This is a genomic window from Streptomyces sp. NPDC031379 (genome assembly GCF_055569615.1).
Genome location: NZ_JBVIIT010000009.1, coordinates 60,221 through 76,432, shown reverse-complemented (window position 1 = coordinate 76,432; position 16,212 = coordinate 60,221). Strand labels below are relative to the sequence as shown.

The 16,212-nt window shown below is 69.8% G+C and carries 12 protein-coding genes and 3 pseudogenes; 2 read left to right on the top strand and 13 right to left on the bottom strand.

Annotated features, from left to right (window positions below):
• Nucleotides 1–74 precede the first annotated feature (74 nt).
• The 7 genes and pseudogenes from ACZ5CW_RS15180 to ACZ5CW_RS15150 all read right to left on the bottom strand — a co-directional run bounded on the left by ACZ5CW_RS15180 (nucleotide 75) and on the right by ACZ5CW_RS15150 (nucleotide 6,143).
• The gene (locus tag ACZ5CW_RS15180) at nucleotides 75–1,535 is read right to left on the bottom strand and encodes a NucA/NucB deoxyribonuclease domain-containing protein (protein WP_468601259.1); all 1,461 of its coding nucleotides are present in this window, start codon (nucleotides 1,533–1,535) and stop codon (nucleotides 75–77) included.
• 325 nt (nucleotides 1,536–1,860) lie between these two features.
• Nucleotides 1,861–2,509: pseudogene (locus ACZ5CW_RS15175) on the bottom strand (SDR family NAD(P)-dependent oxidoreductase).
• A 163-nt stretch (nucleotides 2,510–2,672) separates the two neighbouring features.
• Complete coding sequence (locus tag ACZ5CW_RS15170; protein WP_468601257.1) at nucleotides 2,673–3,491, bottom strand: ABC transporter permease; 819 nt, start codon at nucleotides 3,489–3,491, stop codon at nucleotides 2,673–2,675.
• Nucleotides 3,488–4,069 (bottom strand): annotated as a pseudogene (locus ACZ5CW_RS15165) (ATP-binding cassette domain-containing protein); the annotation flags it as partial. The pseudogene ACZ5CW_RS15165 and the gene ACZ5CW_RS15170, both read right to left, overlap by 4 nt.
• A pseudogene (locus ACZ5CW_RS15160) lies at nucleotides 4,060–4,533 on the bottom strand (DUF4097 family beta strand repeat-containing protein); the annotation flags it as partial. The pseudogenes ACZ5CW_RS15160 and ACZ5CW_RS15165, both read right to left, overlap by 10 nt.
• 110 nt (nucleotides 4,534–4,643) lie before the next feature.
• The gene (locus tag ACZ5CW_RS15155; RefSeq protein WP_468601255.1) at nucleotides 4,644–5,162 is read right to left on the bottom strand and encodes a hypothetical protein; all 519 of its coding nucleotides are present in this window, start codon (nucleotides 5,160–5,162) and stop codon (nucleotides 4,644–4,646) included.
• A gap of 309 nt (nucleotides 5,163–5,471) precedes the next feature.
• Nucleotides 5,472–6,143: a TetR/AcrR family transcriptional regulator gene (locus tag ACZ5CW_RS15150; RefSeq protein WP_468601253.1), complete on the bottom strand. Its 672-nt coding sequence runs from the start codon at nucleotides 6,141–6,143 to the stop codon at nucleotides 5,472–5,474.
• 145 nt (nucleotides 6,144–6,288) lie between these two features.
• On the opposite strand from ACZ5CW_RS15150, the gene ACZ5CW_RS15145 reads away from it, so the two are divergent.
• Both ACZ5CW_RS15145 and ACZ5CW_RS15140 read left to right on the top strand, forming a co-directional pair.
• Nucleotides 6,289–7,437: an FAD-dependent oxidoreductase gene (locus ACZ5CW_RS15145; RefSeq protein ID WP_468601251.1), complete on the top strand. Its 1,149-nt coding sequence runs from the start codon at nucleotides 6,289–6,291 to the stop codon at nucleotides 7,435–7,437.
• A gap of 94 nt (nucleotides 7,438–7,531) precedes the next feature.
• Nucleotides 7,532–8,119: an FG-GAP repeat protein gene (locus ACZ5CW_RS15140; RefSeq protein WP_468601249.1), complete on the top strand. Its 588-nt coding sequence runs from the start codon at nucleotides 7,532–7,534 to the stop codon at nucleotides 8,117–8,119.
• A gap of 31 nt (nucleotides 8,120–8,150) precedes the next feature.
• Here the strand turns inward: ACZ5CW_RS15140 and tpg are convergent, their stop codons facing one another.
• The 6 genes from tpg to ACZ5CW_RS15110 all read right to left on the bottom strand — a co-directional run bounded on the left by tpg (nucleotide 8,151) and on the right by ACZ5CW_RS15110 (nucleotide 16,187).
• Nucleotides 8,151–8,708, bottom strand: a complete 558-nt coding sequence (gene tpg, locus ACZ5CW_RS15135; RefSeq protein WP_468601247.1) for a telomere-protecting terminal protein Tpg — start codon at nucleotides 8,706–8,708, stop codon at nucleotides 8,151–8,153.
• 3 nt (nucleotides 8,709–8,711) lie between these two features.
• Nucleotides 8,712–11,048, bottom strand: a complete 2,337-nt coding sequence (gene tap, locus ACZ5CW_RS15130) for a telomere-associated protein Tap (RefSeq protein WP_468601245.1) — start codon at nucleotides 11,046–11,048, stop codon at nucleotides 8,712–8,714.
• Nucleotides 11,049–11,141: 93 nt separating this feature from the next.
• Nucleotides 11,142–12,152, bottom strand: a complete 1,011-nt coding sequence (locus tag ACZ5CW_RS15125; RefSeq protein WP_468601243.1) for a polyprenyl synthetase family protein — start codon at nucleotides 12,150–12,152, stop codon at nucleotides 11,142–11,144.
• 97 nt (nucleotides 12,153–12,249) lie between these two features.
• Nucleotides 12,250–14,724 (bottom strand): M4 family metallopeptidase, encoded by a 2,475-nt coding sequence (locus tag ACZ5CW_RS15120; RefSeq protein WP_468601241.1) that lies wholly within the window; start codon nucleotides 14,722–14,724, stop codon nucleotides 12,250–12,252.
• 74 nt (nucleotides 14,725–14,798) lie between these two features.
• Nucleotides 14,799–14,981: a hypothetical protein gene (locus tag ACZ5CW_RS15115; RefSeq protein ID WP_468601239.1), complete on the bottom strand. Its 183-nt coding sequence runs from the start codon at nucleotides 14,979–14,981 to the stop codon at nucleotides 14,799–14,801.
• 234 nt (nucleotides 14,982–15,215) lie between these two features.
• Complete coding sequence (locus ACZ5CW_RS15110; RefSeq protein ID WP_468601237.1) at nucleotides 15,216–16,187, bottom strand: quinone oxidoreductase family protein; 972 nt, start codon at nucleotides 16,185–16,187, stop codon at nucleotides 15,216–15,218.
• Nucleotides 16,188–16,212 lie beyond the last annotated feature (25 nt).

Sequence of the window (16,212 nt, the reverse complement as noted above, 5' to 3'; positions counted from 1 at the left end):
GTGACCTGGAGCCGGATGACTGGTCCCCGGGGCTTCGAGCTGCCCCGGGGACCAGGATGGTGGTGGCGGTGGCGTCAGTCCTTGATCTGAACCCAGAACTCGTCGTAGTCGTACAGGATTCGGTCGGCGAAGAAGTACCAGGTCAGGAGACCGCCCGCCTTCTCGTTCTCCAGCTTGGGCACGGCGCGCACGGAGAAGGCCCAGTCCGGATCCGCGGCGCCTTCCCACGTCGACGCGAAGGGGTACTCGTCGCACTGGTGCGTTGCCGTGTCGTACGCGGGATGACCACGCCACCCTTCGTAGGGGGCCTTGCGCTGGCACGCCGCGTTCTTGAGGTTCTCGTTGGCCTGCCAGCCGGGGCCCTTGTACACCAGACGGTGCAGCCCGCGGTCGTCCCGGGCGTTGGTGAACTTGCCGGGTATGACCTTCGGGTCGTACTCGACGGGGTAGGTCGTCTCCGGCTCCTCCTGAGCGGTGCGTATGTGCCGGGCCACCGATGCCACGCGCCGGTCGCTGACGCTGTACTGCAGGTGAGGCACCACGTCGTAGTTCACGCAGGCCTTGGGCCAGTCACCGAAGAACGTGAAGTAGTTCGCCGAGTCACAGCGGATGGTGCGGTCCATGGTGTGACCGGCCTCGGAGGTGTACTTGCCCTCCTTGCCCCACCAGTTCAGGTGCCACTTGTGGAACAGCACCTTGTCCTGGGCGGAGCTGGCGGTCTCGTGGGAGTAGAGATCCCAGTGCTTCCACTTGGTGTCGTTGTTCCAGTACCTCCATGTGTGCTGGATCGGCTGGTGGACGACGTTGCAGGAGCTGCCCTCGTCCGCGCAGTGCGTCTGCACGAGCAGCGGGAGACGGGAAGCACGGGGACGCTCGGCGATGCTCCAGTCGTCGAATGCGAGAGAACCCTTGCGCGCCTGGAAGTACGTGCGCACGCCGCGGGTTTGTCCGCTGCCGACGGTCACCATGTTGTACGCGATGCTGGTGCTGCCGCGGTACTTCTTGCGGCCGTCCGACGACTTGTAGAAGTACTTCAGGCCCATCCGGTACTTCTGGCACCACAGCCAGCGGTCGTGCGTCTCGCCTTGCAGTGTGTTGGAGGAGTCCGTGGCCAGGCAGGCTTTCGCCGGCTTGGCCGGCGGCGTGTCGGCCCAATACCTGGGCGGTGTGAGGGCGGCGGCCTGCTGGGTGACCTTGCCGCCGCGCAGCGGCACTCGGGAGGTGTCCAGGTAGGAGTGGCTGCCGCTGGCCTTGGCCTGCCGCATGGCCTCTCGCTGCACGTCAGCGCCGTACCGGGCGGCGCCCTTGGAGCCGGTGCCCGACAACCGCTGCGCGTTTTCGGTGACATCACCGTCGAGCGACTGCAGGAACGGCTCCGCGATCCACGTTCCCCCCTCCTCGGCCGACGCGGGCGCATCCTGCGCCAGCGCCTGCGGTGCGCTCGTTCCGAAGACGAGGAGGAGGGCACCCGTCAGCATCGTGGCCGCACGCCTGCCGGGTCTCCCTCGTTCGATACGGCCGGTCGCCTGTTGCATCCGTTCCCTCCCTGGCAGCGCCACCTTGCGAGGATGTCCCGCGAGGCCTCGCCTTGATGTCGTCATGGATGAACCGCGCGGTCACAGCCGTCGCGCATGCAGTGGCCGGTGCGCCTCGGTTCACGAGGATGACGCTCGGACGAACTGCGTCGCCATGCCTTTCAGCCGTGCCCAAAAGGGTGGAACGAACGGAGGATCGGGCTCAAGTGCCGTAGTACGGGACGATGTCCGGGGTGTCGGGGGCGGACCGGGGCGTCCGGGCTCGCCGCGGTCCAGTGCGTCGATGGCGGCTCTCTCCCGCGGGGTGCGGACGAACCCCGTGGCTTCAGTAGTAGATCGACCCCTTCACGCCACCGCTCGCGATAACTGGATCACCATTGAGAGCTACGCTGAGTGGACTCGCCAGGAAGGCGACGACAGCCGCCACCTCGTGCGGTTCCACGAGCCTTTCGATGGAGAGGGATGCGGCGAACTGCTGCTCCAGGTCTGCCGCACTGCAACCCATGGCCGCGGCCCGACGACCGAGGTTGTCCAGAAAGGTGCGAGACCGTGTGGCGCCGGGATGCACAGAGACGACATTGACTCCGGCCGGGCCGAGTTCGTCCGCCACGGACGCATCTGAGATATCCACGAACCTTGACGTTGATCTCTGATTCCAGAGCATCCTCCGAAATGGCCCCGGGATTCATGGTGGCGGCATTATTCACCAAGATATCCACACCGCCGAGCCGGTCTCTTACGGTTCCAGCCATTTCTGTCACCGATACGTCGTCCCCGGTGTCGGCCGCGACACCCATGACCTCGGCACCGGTCTCCGAATGAAGAAGTGCCGCCTGCTCCTCGACGTGCCGGGCGGATCTGGAAACCAATGCGATGGACGCGCCTTCTGCCGCAAGGGCCCGCCCGATTGCGAAGCCGATACCACGGCTTCCGCCGGTGATTACGGCTCGTCGACCCGCGAGTTGGAGATCCATGGCCCCTTCGATCGTGTCGTCCACAGACGTGTTGAGCTGCTCGGCTGCATCATACGTATCGAGCCTCGGCTCGCCAGGTTCCCGCGCCGTCGAGGCACGTGTTCACCTGGGGTCCAGGCGAGATAGGTGTCTCACGTGCCTCGGCCCGCATCTCGTTCTCCCGCTACTTCGGGTCGCGGTCGAAGAGCGACTTGGACCAGACGTAGCCGAGCACGGCCAGCCCCAGGCACCAGGCGACGGCGAGCCATCCGTTGTGGCCGATCCCGGTGCCGAGCAGGAGGCCGCGCAGGGTCTCGATGGCCGGGGTGAACGGCTGGTACTCGGCGATCGGCTGGAACCAGCCCGGCATCGCGTCGACCGGCACGAAGGCGCTGGACAGGAGCGGCAGGACCATCAGCGGCAGGGCTTGGTTGCTGGCAGCCTCGGCGTTGGGGCTGGACAGGCCCATGCCGACCGCGATCCAGGTGAGCGCCAGGGAGACGAGCGTCAACAGCCCGACTGCCAGGATCCACTCCAGGGCGGTGGCATTCGTGGCCCGGAACCCGATGGCCACCGCGACGGCCCCGACGAGGACCACGCTCATCACGCACTGCAGCACGCTGCCGACGACGTGCCCGATGAGCACCGAGCCGCGGTGGATCGCCATCGTACGGAAGCGGGCGATGATGCCCTCGGTCATGTCCGTGGCGACGGACACCGCGCTGCCGATCGTGGTGCCGCCGATGGTCAGCATCAGGATGCCCGGGACGAGATAGGCGATGTACTCGGAGCGGTCCGGACGACCGTCCCCGATGCCGGCGCTCATGGTGTCGCCGAAGATGTAGACGAAGAGCAGCAGCAGCATGACCGGCGTGAGCAGCAGGTTCAGGGTGAGGGACGGGTAGCGCCGGGCGTGCAGGAGGTTGCGGCGCAGCATCGTGGCGGAGTCGCGCAGGGCGAGGGAGAGGCCGGTCGGGCGGGCGGGGGCCAGGGGGGTGCTCATCGGACGGTCTCCTTGGGCTGGTCGGGGTTGTTGGCGCTGCCGGTGTTGCCGGTGAGGGCAAAGAAGACGTCGTCGAGGTCGGGGGTGTGCACGGTGAGTTCGTCGGCCTCGATGCCGGCGTGGTCCAGTCGGTCGAGGAGGGAGCGCAGCGCGCGCTGGCTGCCGTCGCTGGGGACCTGCAGTGCGAGGGTTTCGTCGTCCCGGGAGGCCTCGTGCAGGGCGGTGGCGGCCCTGTGGTGGGCGGCCGGGTCGGTGAAGCGGAGCCGGACGTGTCCGCCGGGCACGATCCGCTTGAGTTCCTCGGCGGTGCCCTCGGCGGCGATCCTGCCGTCGTCGAGCACGGCGATGCGGTCGGCGAGTTCGTCGGCCTCCTCCAGGTACTGGGTGGTGAGGAAGACGGTGACGCCGCCCGTGACCAGTTCGCGGATGATCTGCCACATGTTGTGCCGGGAGCGCGGGTCGAGGCCCGTGGTCGGCTCGTCGAGGAAGATGATCCGCGGGTCGCCGACCAGGGTCATGGCGATGTCGAGGCGGCGCTTCATGCCGCCGGAGTAGGTGGAGGCGGGCTTCCTCGCCGCAGCCCGACGCGCAGGCTGCCGGAGCTGGTGGTGATCTCGGCCATGCCCTCGACCCGGTCCACGGTGATCGAGCCGTGCGACGCGGTCAGCGTCAGCGGGCCGGCCGCATCGAGGCGGACGTCGCCGGACGAGGTCTTCACGCGGACCTCGCCGAGCCGGCCCTCGCCGAGCACCTGGGCCCAGGCTCCGGTCATGTCGACGCGTGAGCCCGTGGGCAGTTCGACCGTCACGTCGACCGTGCCGGTGCGGCCGAACAGATTGGACTTGGGCGTCCGCACGGTCAGTACGCCGCTCACGAACGTGATCTCGGTCTGGTCGGCCGCCCGCACGTCCAGGTCCTTCTTCGGGTCGCGGGGCCGCACCTCGACGACCGTGTCGAGGCGGTCGCCCGCGGTGAACTGGATGGAGCCGGCCTCCACGCGCGCCGTGACCGAGATCGCTTCGGGAGTGTCGAAAGAAGGCATGGCTGTCCCGTCCTCTTGAGTCTTTGGGGCGTCCCCGCTGGTGGGACGTGGTGTGGGTGAAGTGGTGCGGGTGCAGTGGTGCGGGTGCAGTGGTGCGGGCGAGGGTGCGGCTAGCGCACCCAGCCCGTGAAGCTCTGTCCGACGGTCCGGGCCTTCTCCGTCGTACGCGGCCGGCTGCCGCCGTCGACCGCGGCCGACACGGCGCGCACCAGCCAGGCGTTGACCGACAGACCCTCGCGGCTCGCGGCCTCCTCGGCGCGGGCCTTGAGGTGGGCCGGCAGACGCAGGTTGACGCGGGCGGTGCCACCCTCGTCGCCGCCGGCGGGTGCCGGGGCACTGAGCGGTTCGGCGGGCGCGGCCGGCTCCGCGGGGGCGCCGGTGTCGGCGGGCGGGGGTGTCACCACGAAGTCCGGGTCGAGCCCGCGCAGCCGTACGTCGACCGAGCCGGGGGCGAGTTCGCGGGTGATCTCGTCCATCGCGGCGGAGAGCACGTTGAGCATGGTCAGCCGGGTCGCCGACTCCAGAGGAGCGGTGAGCCGCTCGGCCAGCTCGCGGGCTTCGTCGCCGCCGGCTTCGGCGGCCACCGCGAGTTCGCGGCGGAGCGTTTCGACGTACGGGGTGAGGTCCATGACGCCATGATGGCACCGCTATGGCGCCACACGCAAGCCTCGATGGCACCTCACGGGGAGGGGTCGGAGAGATCACCGCCCTGACCTGCTGAAACGCGAAAGGGGCGATCTGAGCGAGGGGGTCGCCATGCGCGCTCACGTGCTTCGGCGGGCACGGAATGACACCGGATGGCGCCGGATGGCACCACATGGCGCCAAGCGGTGTCAGTCGACGCCACGTGGCACCGTCGCGTGGCGGGCCCCGGTCCCGGCACGCCGACGCGCCTCGCGCAGCAGCTCACCGGCCGCCTTTCTCCATCCACCGCCTCCCTACCGGCGAGCGGTGATTCCGGCGAGGACGAGGTCGATGCCGGCGAGGAACTCCGCCCGGTCGTCGTGGTCGCGCAGTTGTCCGGCGACGTTCCGGGTGAACGCGTACTGGTCGGGGTCGAGTTCTTCCCACGCGGTCGCCACCGTGTCGAGGAACTCGGTCCGGTCCGTGCCCGGCTGGACGGCTCGGGGGTTGGCGGCGTTCTGGCCCGCCACTCCGAGGATGTAGTTCATCAGCGCGGACGCCGCGGTGAACTGGGCGGCTTCGGGCACCCGGAGCGCCTGGACCTGGCGTCCGATGCGTTCGAAGACCCGCAGCATCGGTGACTGCGACGGCGTGTGGGCGAGCTGCGTGCCGACCCAGGGGTGGGCGTCGATCGCGTCGAACACGCCGAGCGCGAGGACGCGGATCGCTTCCTGAGGCGTCGCGTCGGTGTCGTCGCCGGCGATGGTGGTGACGACGACGGCTTCGGTGGCGGCGGCGAGAAGCTCGGTCTTGCCCGCGACGTGCCAGTAGATCGCCCCCGGCCCGGTCGCGAGGCGCTCGGCCAGGGCGCGGAACGTCAGACCGCCCTCGCCCACCGTGTCGAGGAGTTCGACGGCAGCGCTGACGATGCGCTCCCTGGAGAGCGGTTCCTGCCGTCGTTCGGGACGACGCGTCCTGGTTGCCATGACCCCATCCTAAGACGCCTTGGAACAACGTTCCAGCTTGACAATAAATGGAACGCCGTTCCATCGTGGAATCGCTGGAACGACGTTCCAGAGTGACCTGCGGGTGTCCTCCCAGCGGTCAGCGATCAGCGATCAGGAAGGCACCATGACCACTGAGGTCACGATCATCGGCGCGGGGCTCGGAGGGCTGACGCTCGCCCGCGTCCTCCATGTCCACGGCATCCCGGCGAAGATCTACGAAGCGGAGAAGTCGCCGGCCGCCCGTGCGCAGGGCGGCATGCTCGACATCCACGACCACAACGGGCAGCTCGCCCTCAGGGCCGCCGGTCTGTTCGACCGGTTCCTCGGCCTCATCCACGAGGGCGGTGAGGCGACCCGCGTGCTCGACATGCACGGAACCGTGCTGTTCGACCAGCCCGACGACGGCGACGGCCGACGGCCCGAGGTGCTCCGCGGCAGCCTGCGGCAGCTGCTGCTCGACTCGCTGCCCGCCGGCACGATCGCCTGGGGCCGCAAGGTCACCGAGGCCCGGCCCCTCGGCGGCGGCCGGCACGAAGTGACGTTCGCCGACGGGACGACCCTGACGACCGGGCTCCTGGTCGGCGCGGACGGCGCGTGGTCACGCGTCCGTCCCCTGCTGTCCGGAGCGAAGCCCGAGTACGTCGGCACGGTGTTCGTCGAGACGTACCTGTTCGACAGCGACGAGCGCCACCCCGCGAGCGCCGAGGCGGTCGGCGGAGGCTCCATGTTCGCGCTCGCGCCCGGCAAGGGGATCGTGGCCCACAGGGAGCCGGGCGGAGTCCTGCACACCTACGTCCAGCTCGACAAACCCCGGGAGTGGGCGGACGGCATCGACTTCACCGACGCCGGCACGGCCACGGCCCGGGTCGCCGAGGAGTTCGGGGGCTGGGCGCCGGAACTCACCGCGCTCATCACCGACGGCGAGACCGCGCCGGTCCTGCGGATCCTCCACGCCCTGCCGCCGGCGCACCGGTGGGACCGGGTCCCGGGCGTCACCCTGCTCGGCGACGCCGCCCACCTGATGATCCCCTCCGGCGAAGGCGCCAACCTGGCCATGCTCGACGGCGCGGAACTCGGCGAGGCCATCGCCGCTCACCCCGGCGACGTCGAGGCCGCGCTCACCGCGTACGAGGACTCCCTGTTCCCCCGCAGCGCCGAGGCCGCCGCCGAGGCCGCACACCTTCTGCCGCTCTACCTCGACGACGACGCCCCGCACAGCCTCATCGACATGTTCACCGGCTCCACGCCGGGTGACGGCCGAACACGTCGATGAGGCGGCTCCACGAGTCCGCGACGTGAGGCCGCGGTCCTCAGACGGTGTCGGCGATGACCTCGGCGAGCCGGTCGGGCATCGACAGGAACGGCGAGTGCGCGGACCGCCACGGCGCGGGGTCGACGGGGAAACCGGCGGGCGGATCCTCATCTGGTACGGCAGCTCCTCCGGCGTGAGCACCGAGGCCGAACCCGGCGTCCTCTCCCAGGACAGCGTCGGTGTGCCGGGATCCGGTGAGAAGGGCGACGGCTTCGGGGCGTCCGTCGTGGTCGCGGACTTCGACCGGGACGGCGTCGGCGACATCGCCGTGGGCTCCCCCGGCGAGAAGCTGGGGACCGTCGCGGGCGCCGGCATGGTCACCGTCATCCCCGGCACCCGCGCCGGCACGCCCGGCGCCGGCGCCGCCGCCTACAGCCAGGAAACCAGTGGTCTCCCGGGGGGAAGCGAGAGCGGGGACCACTTCGGAACCACCCTGTCGGCAGGCGACGTGAACCACGACGGGCGGCCCGAACTCCTCATCACCGCCCATGGCGAGAACGACTACGCCGGTGCCCCCTGGGTGCTGCCGGGTGGCGCGAGCCGGCCCACTGGCAAGGGGAGCAGGATGTCCACCACCTCCCAGTTCGGCCTGCCTGCCTCAGGGTGGCAGTTGCTCGGCGGCGACAGCTTGCCCCTTCTCTGAACCGCTCCGGCCCCCGGCCGGGGCGGAGCCGTCAGTACGAGACGTCGAGGTAGTCGATGTCGCTGATGGCGACCTCCAGATCGGCGGCGCGGCGGCCGTTGTCCTTGAAATAGATCTCCTGCAGGCCCTCGGCGACGATCGACCGCAGCTGCCGGTCACCGGCGCCCCGCTGCTGGGCGTCGAAGAGGCGGCGCGCGTACTCGGGGGGCAGGTGGACGGTCAGGCGCCGCACGCGTGCGTCGTCGGTGGTGCCGATGGGGGCGGTGTAGCCGAACCGGGCGCGGGTCTCGATCGTGATGCCGGTGGCGGTGGCGGCCTGCCGGCGGGCCCGGCGGCGCACCTGGGGCTGCCAGCGGGCCCGTACGGCGGCCTCGATGCGGTCGGCGATCGCCTGCGGCGGATGCCTGCGCTCTCCCGTGCGGTAGCGCTCCACCGACCGCTGGCTGACCCCGATCTCCTGGGCGACGGCCTTCGTCGTCTTGAGCTGCCGTAGCAGGAAGTTGATCCGGCCCTTGAGGGTGCTGGGCGGCTTTCTGGTGAACGCCTCCTGGCCGGCCCGCTCCAGGGCGTCGTCGATCTCTCCGGCCACGGGCTACTCTCCTTCGTCCAGCACGGCGTCGCCGCCCTTGATGTGGCGGGCCGGGTTGTAGCCCTGTTCGATCAGGTCGACCGCCCAGGCCATCTCCTGCACGCCCTCCAGCTTGCACAGGCCGGGGTTCGCACCGAGGCGGAACGTGCCGGGTACGAGGGTGCCGTCGGCGTTGCGGGGCAGCAGGTCCAGCGGGGAGGGGCCGGGGCTTGCGTAGACGGCGCAGTCCGAGAGGACCGCCAGCGGGTACCGGCCGGTCAGGGCGGCCAGCTTGGCCATCTTGCGGTGCATGTTCACCCGTGCCCTGGCGATGACCGCGGCGCGGATGTACGGGTTCCAGGTGGGCCGCTCCAGGGCGGGCCAGCGCTCCCCGTCCCGGTAGTGCCGTCCCTGGGGGCGCTCGCGCAGCTTGCCGATGCCGCCCTTGACCGTGGACTTGATCGCCGACAGCACCATCGCGCCCTGCCGGTGCCGGCGGACCGCGGCACGGAGCTGCTCGTCGCTCGCTTCCGGTGCGTACGACAGCTCCCGCAACGCGCCGCGCAGCGCGTCGAGGTCGTCCTCGTCGGCGGTCGCGTACAGCTTGTGCAGCGCCGTCGCGTGGAGGAACGCCACCGGGTCGGCGTCCTTGTCGACGGTGATGCCCATCTCCGCGGTGGTGGTGAGGTAGGCGTCCTTGAGGCGGTCGTGCCACGGGTCCAGGTACGCGCCCGTCTCCTGGCGCAGGTACGCCTCGGCCGGGCGGACCTCGCAGCCCAGTTCCTCGGCGTACGCCAGGGTCGGGGTGGTGTACCAGCCCGGACCACGCGGGCGCCGTCCGTCGGAGGTGAACGGGTTCGGCAGGCGCGGGTCCAGCTCGGCGGAGGAGAGGTCCACCAGCCACGTGCCCGGCACCTTCTTGTCGAACACGGGCGCGGCGTGGTGCACGGGCTCGCTCAGGCCGACCGTGAGGCGGGCGGCGGCGGCGAGGAAGGCGGTGTTGATGTCGATGCCCACCGCGTGCGGCAGCAGGCATTCCTCGTCGACGAGGAGTTCGGGCTCCCGCACCCACTGGCAGGCCTCCTCGTCGAGGAAGCCGCGCTCCCAGCCCTGGGCGACCGGGTGTTCCAGGGGGGCCTCCGGCGGTGCCGGGTCCATGGCCCGGGTGAGCGCGCCCGGGTTCGGACCGGAGACCCACTCGCCGGTCGACTCGTCCTTCACCGCGCGGGTCGGCGGCCGCATCGCCGTCATCAGCTCCAGCCCGGTCACCGCCGTCGAGCCGCGCGGGGTGAGTACCCGCGTGGCGAAGACACCCAGCACCCGGGCGAGGTCGGCGGGGTGCAGGGCCGCGGCGTCGCCCCAGGCACGGCTGTCCAGGGCGTCCCAGGGCAGGACCGCCAGCTGCACGCACTGCCGCCGGCCTCCCTGCGCCGGGCGGTAGACCCTCGCCCACGGGCCGAACCCGCGCTGCGTCAGCTTCCACTTGGCGCGGGCCAGTTGCTTGACGACCGGGTGGTCCTCGGCGAGGCGCAGGCCGCGGCGGTCCTCCAGTCGCTCCGGCAGCCCGAACCTGGCGGCGGCGGCCGCGGTGAGCACGATCAGCGGGTCGGCGTCCTTGCCGTGCCGGTGCAGCCGCGGCTGCCCGATCCCGGACTCCGCCAGCGTCCATTCCACCAGCTGCGGGACCGTACGGGCCGGGCAGTCGAGCAGCACGCCACCGAGGCAGTAGGCGGTGCCGTCGCCGTCCAGCACGGCGAGGGGGCCGTGCGGGAAGTGCGCATCGGCGTCCGGCACCGTCGCCTTCGACCGCGCCGGACGGGACGCGCCGGAGGCGGGACGGTGAGGGCGCGGGGGACGCGGCGAGCGCGGGGAACCGACGGGCAGAGGTGCCGGGTCGCCGGAGGGCGCGGGGTGCTGCTGCACGGGCGCGGGGTCCTGAGACGCGGACACGGGGACCTGGGACGCGGGCGCCGAGTCCTGAGGCGCGGGCGCGGAGTCCTGAGAGGCGGGCGCGGGGACCGTGGCGGTCTTCGACGCTGGGTCCGTCGCCGGTGCCGGCACGGTGGAGGTCGCCGGCGCGGGTGCTGTCGGCGGCTCGGCCGGGTACTTCTCCGCCCAGCCCTCCAGTAGCCGCAGATACGCCTGACGGCGTGGCGGGCGGGGCTCGGACCTGCCGTTCTCCCAGTTCTTCACGGTCTGCGTCGTGGTCCGCAGCACCTGGGCCAGCCGGGCCTGCGTGACGCCGGCCGCCTCACGCAACCGGGCCCTGTCCCCCGGCAGCGGCAACTCCGGCTCTCCCGCCAGCAGTTCGTCCACCGCCGCGAACAGCTCGTCCTGACTCGGCTGGTTCGAGTTCGGCATCCTTCACCTCCACCCCAACGTTAGCAAGAATTACCCTTGGATATACCCCATTCCTTAGCCCTGGATTTGCGTGCGAACCGCACGGGGCGAAGCTCAGGCGACGCGGTCCGTAACCAGGCCGCAGACTTCCGCCAACGCACTTCTGGCAGCGCATCGTGGGAGGCCCCGGAGGAGTTCGCGGGCATGCTCGGCCCTGCGCCGAGTCTCTGCGCGTGCTTCACCGACGGCGGGATGCCGGCGCATCAGGCGCAGCGCTTCGCTGTGCAGCTCCTCATCCTCGAGATCCTCGTGGAGCAGCTCGCGCAAGCGACGGTCCGCCCTGTCGTCCGACGCGGGAGGGCGCGACATGAGGAGTAGAACCGGGAGAGTGGCGACACCCAGACGCAGGTCGGTTCCGGCTGCTTTTCCGGAATCGGCGCTCTCACTCTCGATGTCCAGCAGATCGTCGGCCAACTGGAATGCGACGCCTATCTGTTCCCCGAACTCACCGAGGAGTGCGCTCGTCTGCTGATCCGCTCCGGAGACCTGTGCACCGAGCCGGCCAGCGAGGGCGATCAGAGAACCCGTCTTCTCTCTGATCACTTCCAGGTGGTGCTGGACCGGATCACCGCCTTCTGCGGGCCCCCGCGCCTCCAGTGCCTGACCTCTGACCAGGCGACCCAGCACTCCTTCATGGGCGCGAATCGTCTCTTGTCCAAGCTCGGCGACCAGTTGAGCTGCCCGTGCGAGGAGGAAGTCCCCGGATCGGACGGCAACCAGATTCCCCCAGCGCGCGTTGACACTGGGAACACCGCGGCGCACTCGGGCTCCGTCCATGACGTCGTCGTGGTAGAGCGTTGCCAGATGCGTCAGTTCCACGGCGGCGGCCGCCCGCAGGACCTCGGGGGCGGACGGGTCTCCGAACTGCGCGGCGAGAAGCGTCAGGGCGGGGCGAAATCGCTTGCCACCGGCTTTGATGAGATGTTCCGCTGCGGTGCTGAGCACAGGGAGGTCACTCTTGGCGGACTCGATCAGCACTTCTTCCACCCCGGCCAGCCTTTCTTCCATGTGAGCGTGGAATCGGCCTTGGCTCACAGTTCGCCAGAACGGTTTCGCGGCGGTCACGACGGCAACTCCGTTTCGCTGTGGTGGGCTTCGTGGGGCGGGCCGGACAGGGGGTTCCCTGTCCGGCCCTTGCTCGGCGAGATGGGTTGTCGGGGTGTCAGCCGCGTGTCATGGCGAAGACGTGCAGCGTGGGGGTGTCGGGAGCGGCGACCTTGCTCACGGTGGGCAACTGGACGCTGACCGGCGTCTTCCCGGACTGGAGCGTCACGCCGACGTAGTAGACGTAACCGGGCTGCTGGTACCTCTGGTTGTCTCTGCGGTTCTGGTACGCCGAGCTGATGGCGACGTCACCTGTTCCGCCGAACCAGTCGGGGCCGCTCAGAGTGAACTCCTGGCTCGTGCCGTCGGAGTAGTGGATGGTCGCGGTGCCCGACGCGGGGCCGTAGCTCGAGTCGACCAGGAACCCGAGAGTGCCTCCGTGGGTACCGTTGATCGCGACGGTCTGACCGTAGGCAACGACGTTGTCCAGGTCACCGGTGGTGGTCGTGCCGTTGGTCTCGTTGCCGCCGGCGGTGGTGGGCCAGACGAAGTCGAGCCCGCCGTGGGAGACGGTGGAGCCCGCGGTCGTACCGGCATCGCTCAGCGCCTGTGCGGAGAGGCTGCTGCCCCATCCGTCGAGATCGCCGACGTCGGTCGCCGTGTCCTGGGTCACGGCGACGCTGTTGAAGGTGGCGGCGAGGTCGTCCACGGCGTTGCCGAGCCCCATGGCGTAGACGTGCAGTGTCGGGGTGTTCTCGGCGGCAGCGGAGCTGACGTTCGGCAGCCGGACGCTGACCGGTGTCTTGCCGGACTGCAGGGGTACGCCGACGTAGTGGACGTACGCGGGAGCGTCGTACGTCTCGTCGCCCTGACGGTTCTGGTAAGCGGAGCTGATGGCGACGTCACCGGTGTCGCTGAACCAGTCGGGGCTGCTGAGGTCGAACTTCTCGTTCGACCCGTCGTCGTAGTACACGGTGCCGGTGCCACCCGCGGGGCCGTAGCTGGCCGAGACCAGGAAGCCGAGCGTGTCACCCGTGCCGCTGAGCGCGATGGCCTGGCCCGAGGCGACCGTGTTGTCCGGTTTCTCGTTGCCGGCCGTGGTGGGCCAGGTCAGCGCGACACCGTCGTGGGCCACCGTGGCACCCGGCGTCACCCCGGAGGCGGCGAGCGCCTGGGCGGAGAACGTGGCCCCTCCACCGTCGATGTCACCGGCGTCGGTGTTGCTGTCCTGCGTGACCGACACGTTGTCGAAGGTCGCGGCCAGGGTGGAGGCAGTGGATGTGGGAGCGGGGTCCGTGGGAACGACGGTGTTCAGGTAGCCGATGGCATCGGCGACACTCATGCCCACCACGTGCTGCGCGTCGAATCGCTTCCGTTCCTCGGTTATCACTTCCGCGACATGGGGAATCCCTTGCTCATTGGCCGCGGTGACGGTCGCGTCAGCGAATGCGTTTGCCGCGTCTATTTCCTCCTGCGTCAGGAGGACAGTGTTTGCACCCTCGGTGTCCACCGACTCCAGGACCGGCTGCCACAGCTGCACCGTCTTTATGAATTGGTCCAGGAATGGGCCTTCAAGCTTGATCCCCTTCTCGAAGTCGTGTGTGTTTTCGAGGTAGAGGTTTCCGTAGTACGCGACAGCGGGTGACTCGGTGACGACCGTGGCGTTGTACAGGTGAATCAGTGAACCGACGACCTTCTCCAGCGGGGCTCCGTCGGACGCCAGGGCGCCGAAGTCGCTGTACAGCGAGGAGACGGTGCTGCACACGATGCTGCCGTTGGAGCCCGCACACTCGCTCGGCCGCGGATCCGGGGAGCTGGGGTCGACACCGGCATCGTTCTTCCACGCGCTGGTGGTGATGGACGCGGCACGCGGGTCGTTCGGGTACAGGTCGGTCGCAGCTTTCACCATCGCCGCGTAGGCATCGGCGAAAGTCGAGCTGGGGGTGAGCAGTTGCGTCACGGCGTGCCATACGATCACCGAGGCGGCGCCGTTGCCCATGTTGCGGGCCATACGGTAGAACGCGTAGTTCGGGATCCCGCTGTTCGTGTGGACACCGCCGTGATCGGAGCACGTCTGTACGTACTTGCTCATGTGCCCCGGCTGGTTGTAGGCCTCAGGATTGCGCATGGACCTGACCGGGCCGCGGGCCTTCAGGTCGGTTCCGATCAACCAGTCATTGCTGCCCGTCGCAAAATTCTCGGTCATCTCGCCGAAGAAATCGGAAAGACTCTCGTTCAGGGCCCCGGACTGGAATGCGTAGGTGAGGTTGGCGGTCTTTTGCGTGACGGCGTGCATCATCTCGTGACCACTGACGTCCTGGGACAGCATCCCGTCGCCGTAGACCATCGACTGGCTGTTATAGTCCCAGAAAGCGTTCTTGTAATCCTTGCCGTAATGCACCACTGACGTCAGTGTCATTCCGGCGCCGTCGAGACTGTCCCGGCCGAACGTCTTCAGGAAGTAGTTGTACACCCGGCCGGACTGGTCGTACGCGTCGTCTGCGTCCGCGTCACGACCTGAGTCCGTCTCAATCCCCGAGTGGTGGATCGGCGGGCCCCGGCACCGTGCCAGCGGAGCCGTGCCTCGTACCACAGAACGCAGAGGGTGCCACTCCCACAACGAGGTCCCCCACGGGACGAGTTCACGTCCAGCGTGAGGTGTGACCTTCAGGCCGAGAGCGGCCAGTCGCCGGGCCCGGCCTGACGGACCGCCTGATCGAACAAGGCGAAGGCGTCGCCGCCGGGCGTGGTCGGGGCCTCGCGGGCGAGCACGAGCATGGCGAGGCGCGGCGCGAGTTCGGCCATCGCGGACTCCCGCGCGGCTGCCGCGTGTGCGGCGTGCGGTGGCATGCCGGTAGGCGGCCTCGAAGTCGCCGGCGCCGAGGGCGCGCAGACCGGTCCAGATGCCGGCGCAGCACCACCCGGTTCCGGGGTGCGGCCTCGGGCACGCGCGATCCCGTTGATCACCGGGTCGTCGAGGACGGCGCCGCGGGCGATCGGCGACCGGCCTTCGACCAGCGCCGTGCCGTAGGGGAGCGGCCCTGGCGGTGTCGTCGGCCCCGGTGTGGTCGGCACGCGGCCGGGTCAGAGACTCGGGTCGAGCAGCAACTTGCCTGAGGTGCGCCGCGATTCGATGTCGGCGTGTGCCTGCGCGGCCGCGTCCAGCGGGTAGCGTCCGGTGATGTCGATCCGCAGCTTGCCCTCGCGGATCTTGTCGAACAGGTCACCGGTGTGCTTCAGCAGCAGCTCACGGTTGTGGATGTGGTCCGAGTAGACCGCGTACGTGATCTTGACGCTCTTCGGCAGGTCGAGCATCCGGACGGTGGGGATGTCGCCGATCAGCGGACCGTAGTAGACCAGTGTGCCGACCCGCCGCAGCACCTCGATCGAGGGCCGGAACGTGCTGGCGCCACCGCCGTCGAACACCGCGTGCACTCCCTCGCCACCGGTCAGCTCCTTGACCCGGTCCACGAAGTCACCGCCGGCGGAGACCAGGACCTCGTCGGCGCCCGCCGCCTTCGCGACCGGCACCTTCTCCTCCCGGGACACGAGACCGATCACACGTGCGCCGCGCAGCTTCAGGAGCTGGGTCACCGTGCGCCCCACGCCTCCGGCGGCGGAGTGCACGAGCGCGGTTTCGCCCTCGGCCAGAGGTGCGGACTCGGTGACGAAGTGGTGCGCGGTGAGCCCCTGCATCATCGTCGCCGCGGCGACGTCGCTCGGGATGTCGTCGGGGACCGGGACGACCTGGTCGGCGGGCACGGCGATCTTCTCGGCGTAGCTGCCGAAGACCGAGACCCAGGCCACCCGGTCGCCGATCGCGAAGCCGGTGACGCCCTCGCCGAGGGCGGCGACCCGGCCGGCGCCCTCGACTCCGGGGACGAGGGGGAGGCCGCCGGGCAGGCCGAACCCGACGCGCGTGCCGGTGTCCATGAAGTTGACGCCGGAGAAGTCGATGTCGACCACCAGCTCACCGGGCCCCGGCACGGGGTCGGGCCATTCCTTGACCTGCAGCACGTCCGGTCCGCCCACTTCTTCCAGGACGACGGCACGCATGGAACACACCTCATTTTCTGTCGGT

Excerpts from the sequence above, each read along its gene's own strand:
- ACZ5CW_RS15180 (WP_468601259.1), bottom strand. The coding sequence starts at position 1,535 with ATGCAACAGGCGACCGGCCGTATCGAACGAGGGAGACCCGGCAGGCGT.
- ACZ5CW_RS15170 (WP_468601257.1), bottom strand. The coding sequence starts at position 3,491 with ATGAGCACCCCCCTGGCCCCCGCCCGCCCGACCGGCCTCTCCCTCGCC.
- ACZ5CW_RS15155 (WP_468601255.1), bottom strand. The coding sequence starts at position 5,162 with ATGGACCTCACCCCGTACGTCGAAACGCTCCGCCGCGAACTCGCGGTG.
- ACZ5CW_RS15150 (WP_468601253.1), bottom strand. The coding sequence starts at position 6,143 with ATGGCAACCAGGACGCGTCGTCCCGAACGACGGCAGGAACCGCTCTCC.
- ACZ5CW_RS15145 (WP_468601251.1), top strand. The coding sequence starts at position 6,289 with ATGACCACTGAGGTCACGATCATCGGCGCGGGGCTCGGAGGGCTGACG.
- tap (WP_468601245.1), bottom strand. The coding sequence starts at position 11,048 with ATGCCGAACTCGAACCAGCCGAGTCAGGACGAGCTGTTCGCGGCGGTG.
- ACZ5CW_RS15115 (WP_468601239.1), bottom strand. The coding sequence starts at position 14,981 with ATGCCACCGCACGCCGCACACGCGGCAGCCGCGCGGGAGTCCGCGATG.
- ACZ5CW_RS15110 (WP_468601237.1), bottom strand. The coding sequence starts at position 16,187 with ATGCGTGCCGTCGTCCTGGAAGAAGTGGGCGGACCGGACGTGCTGCAG.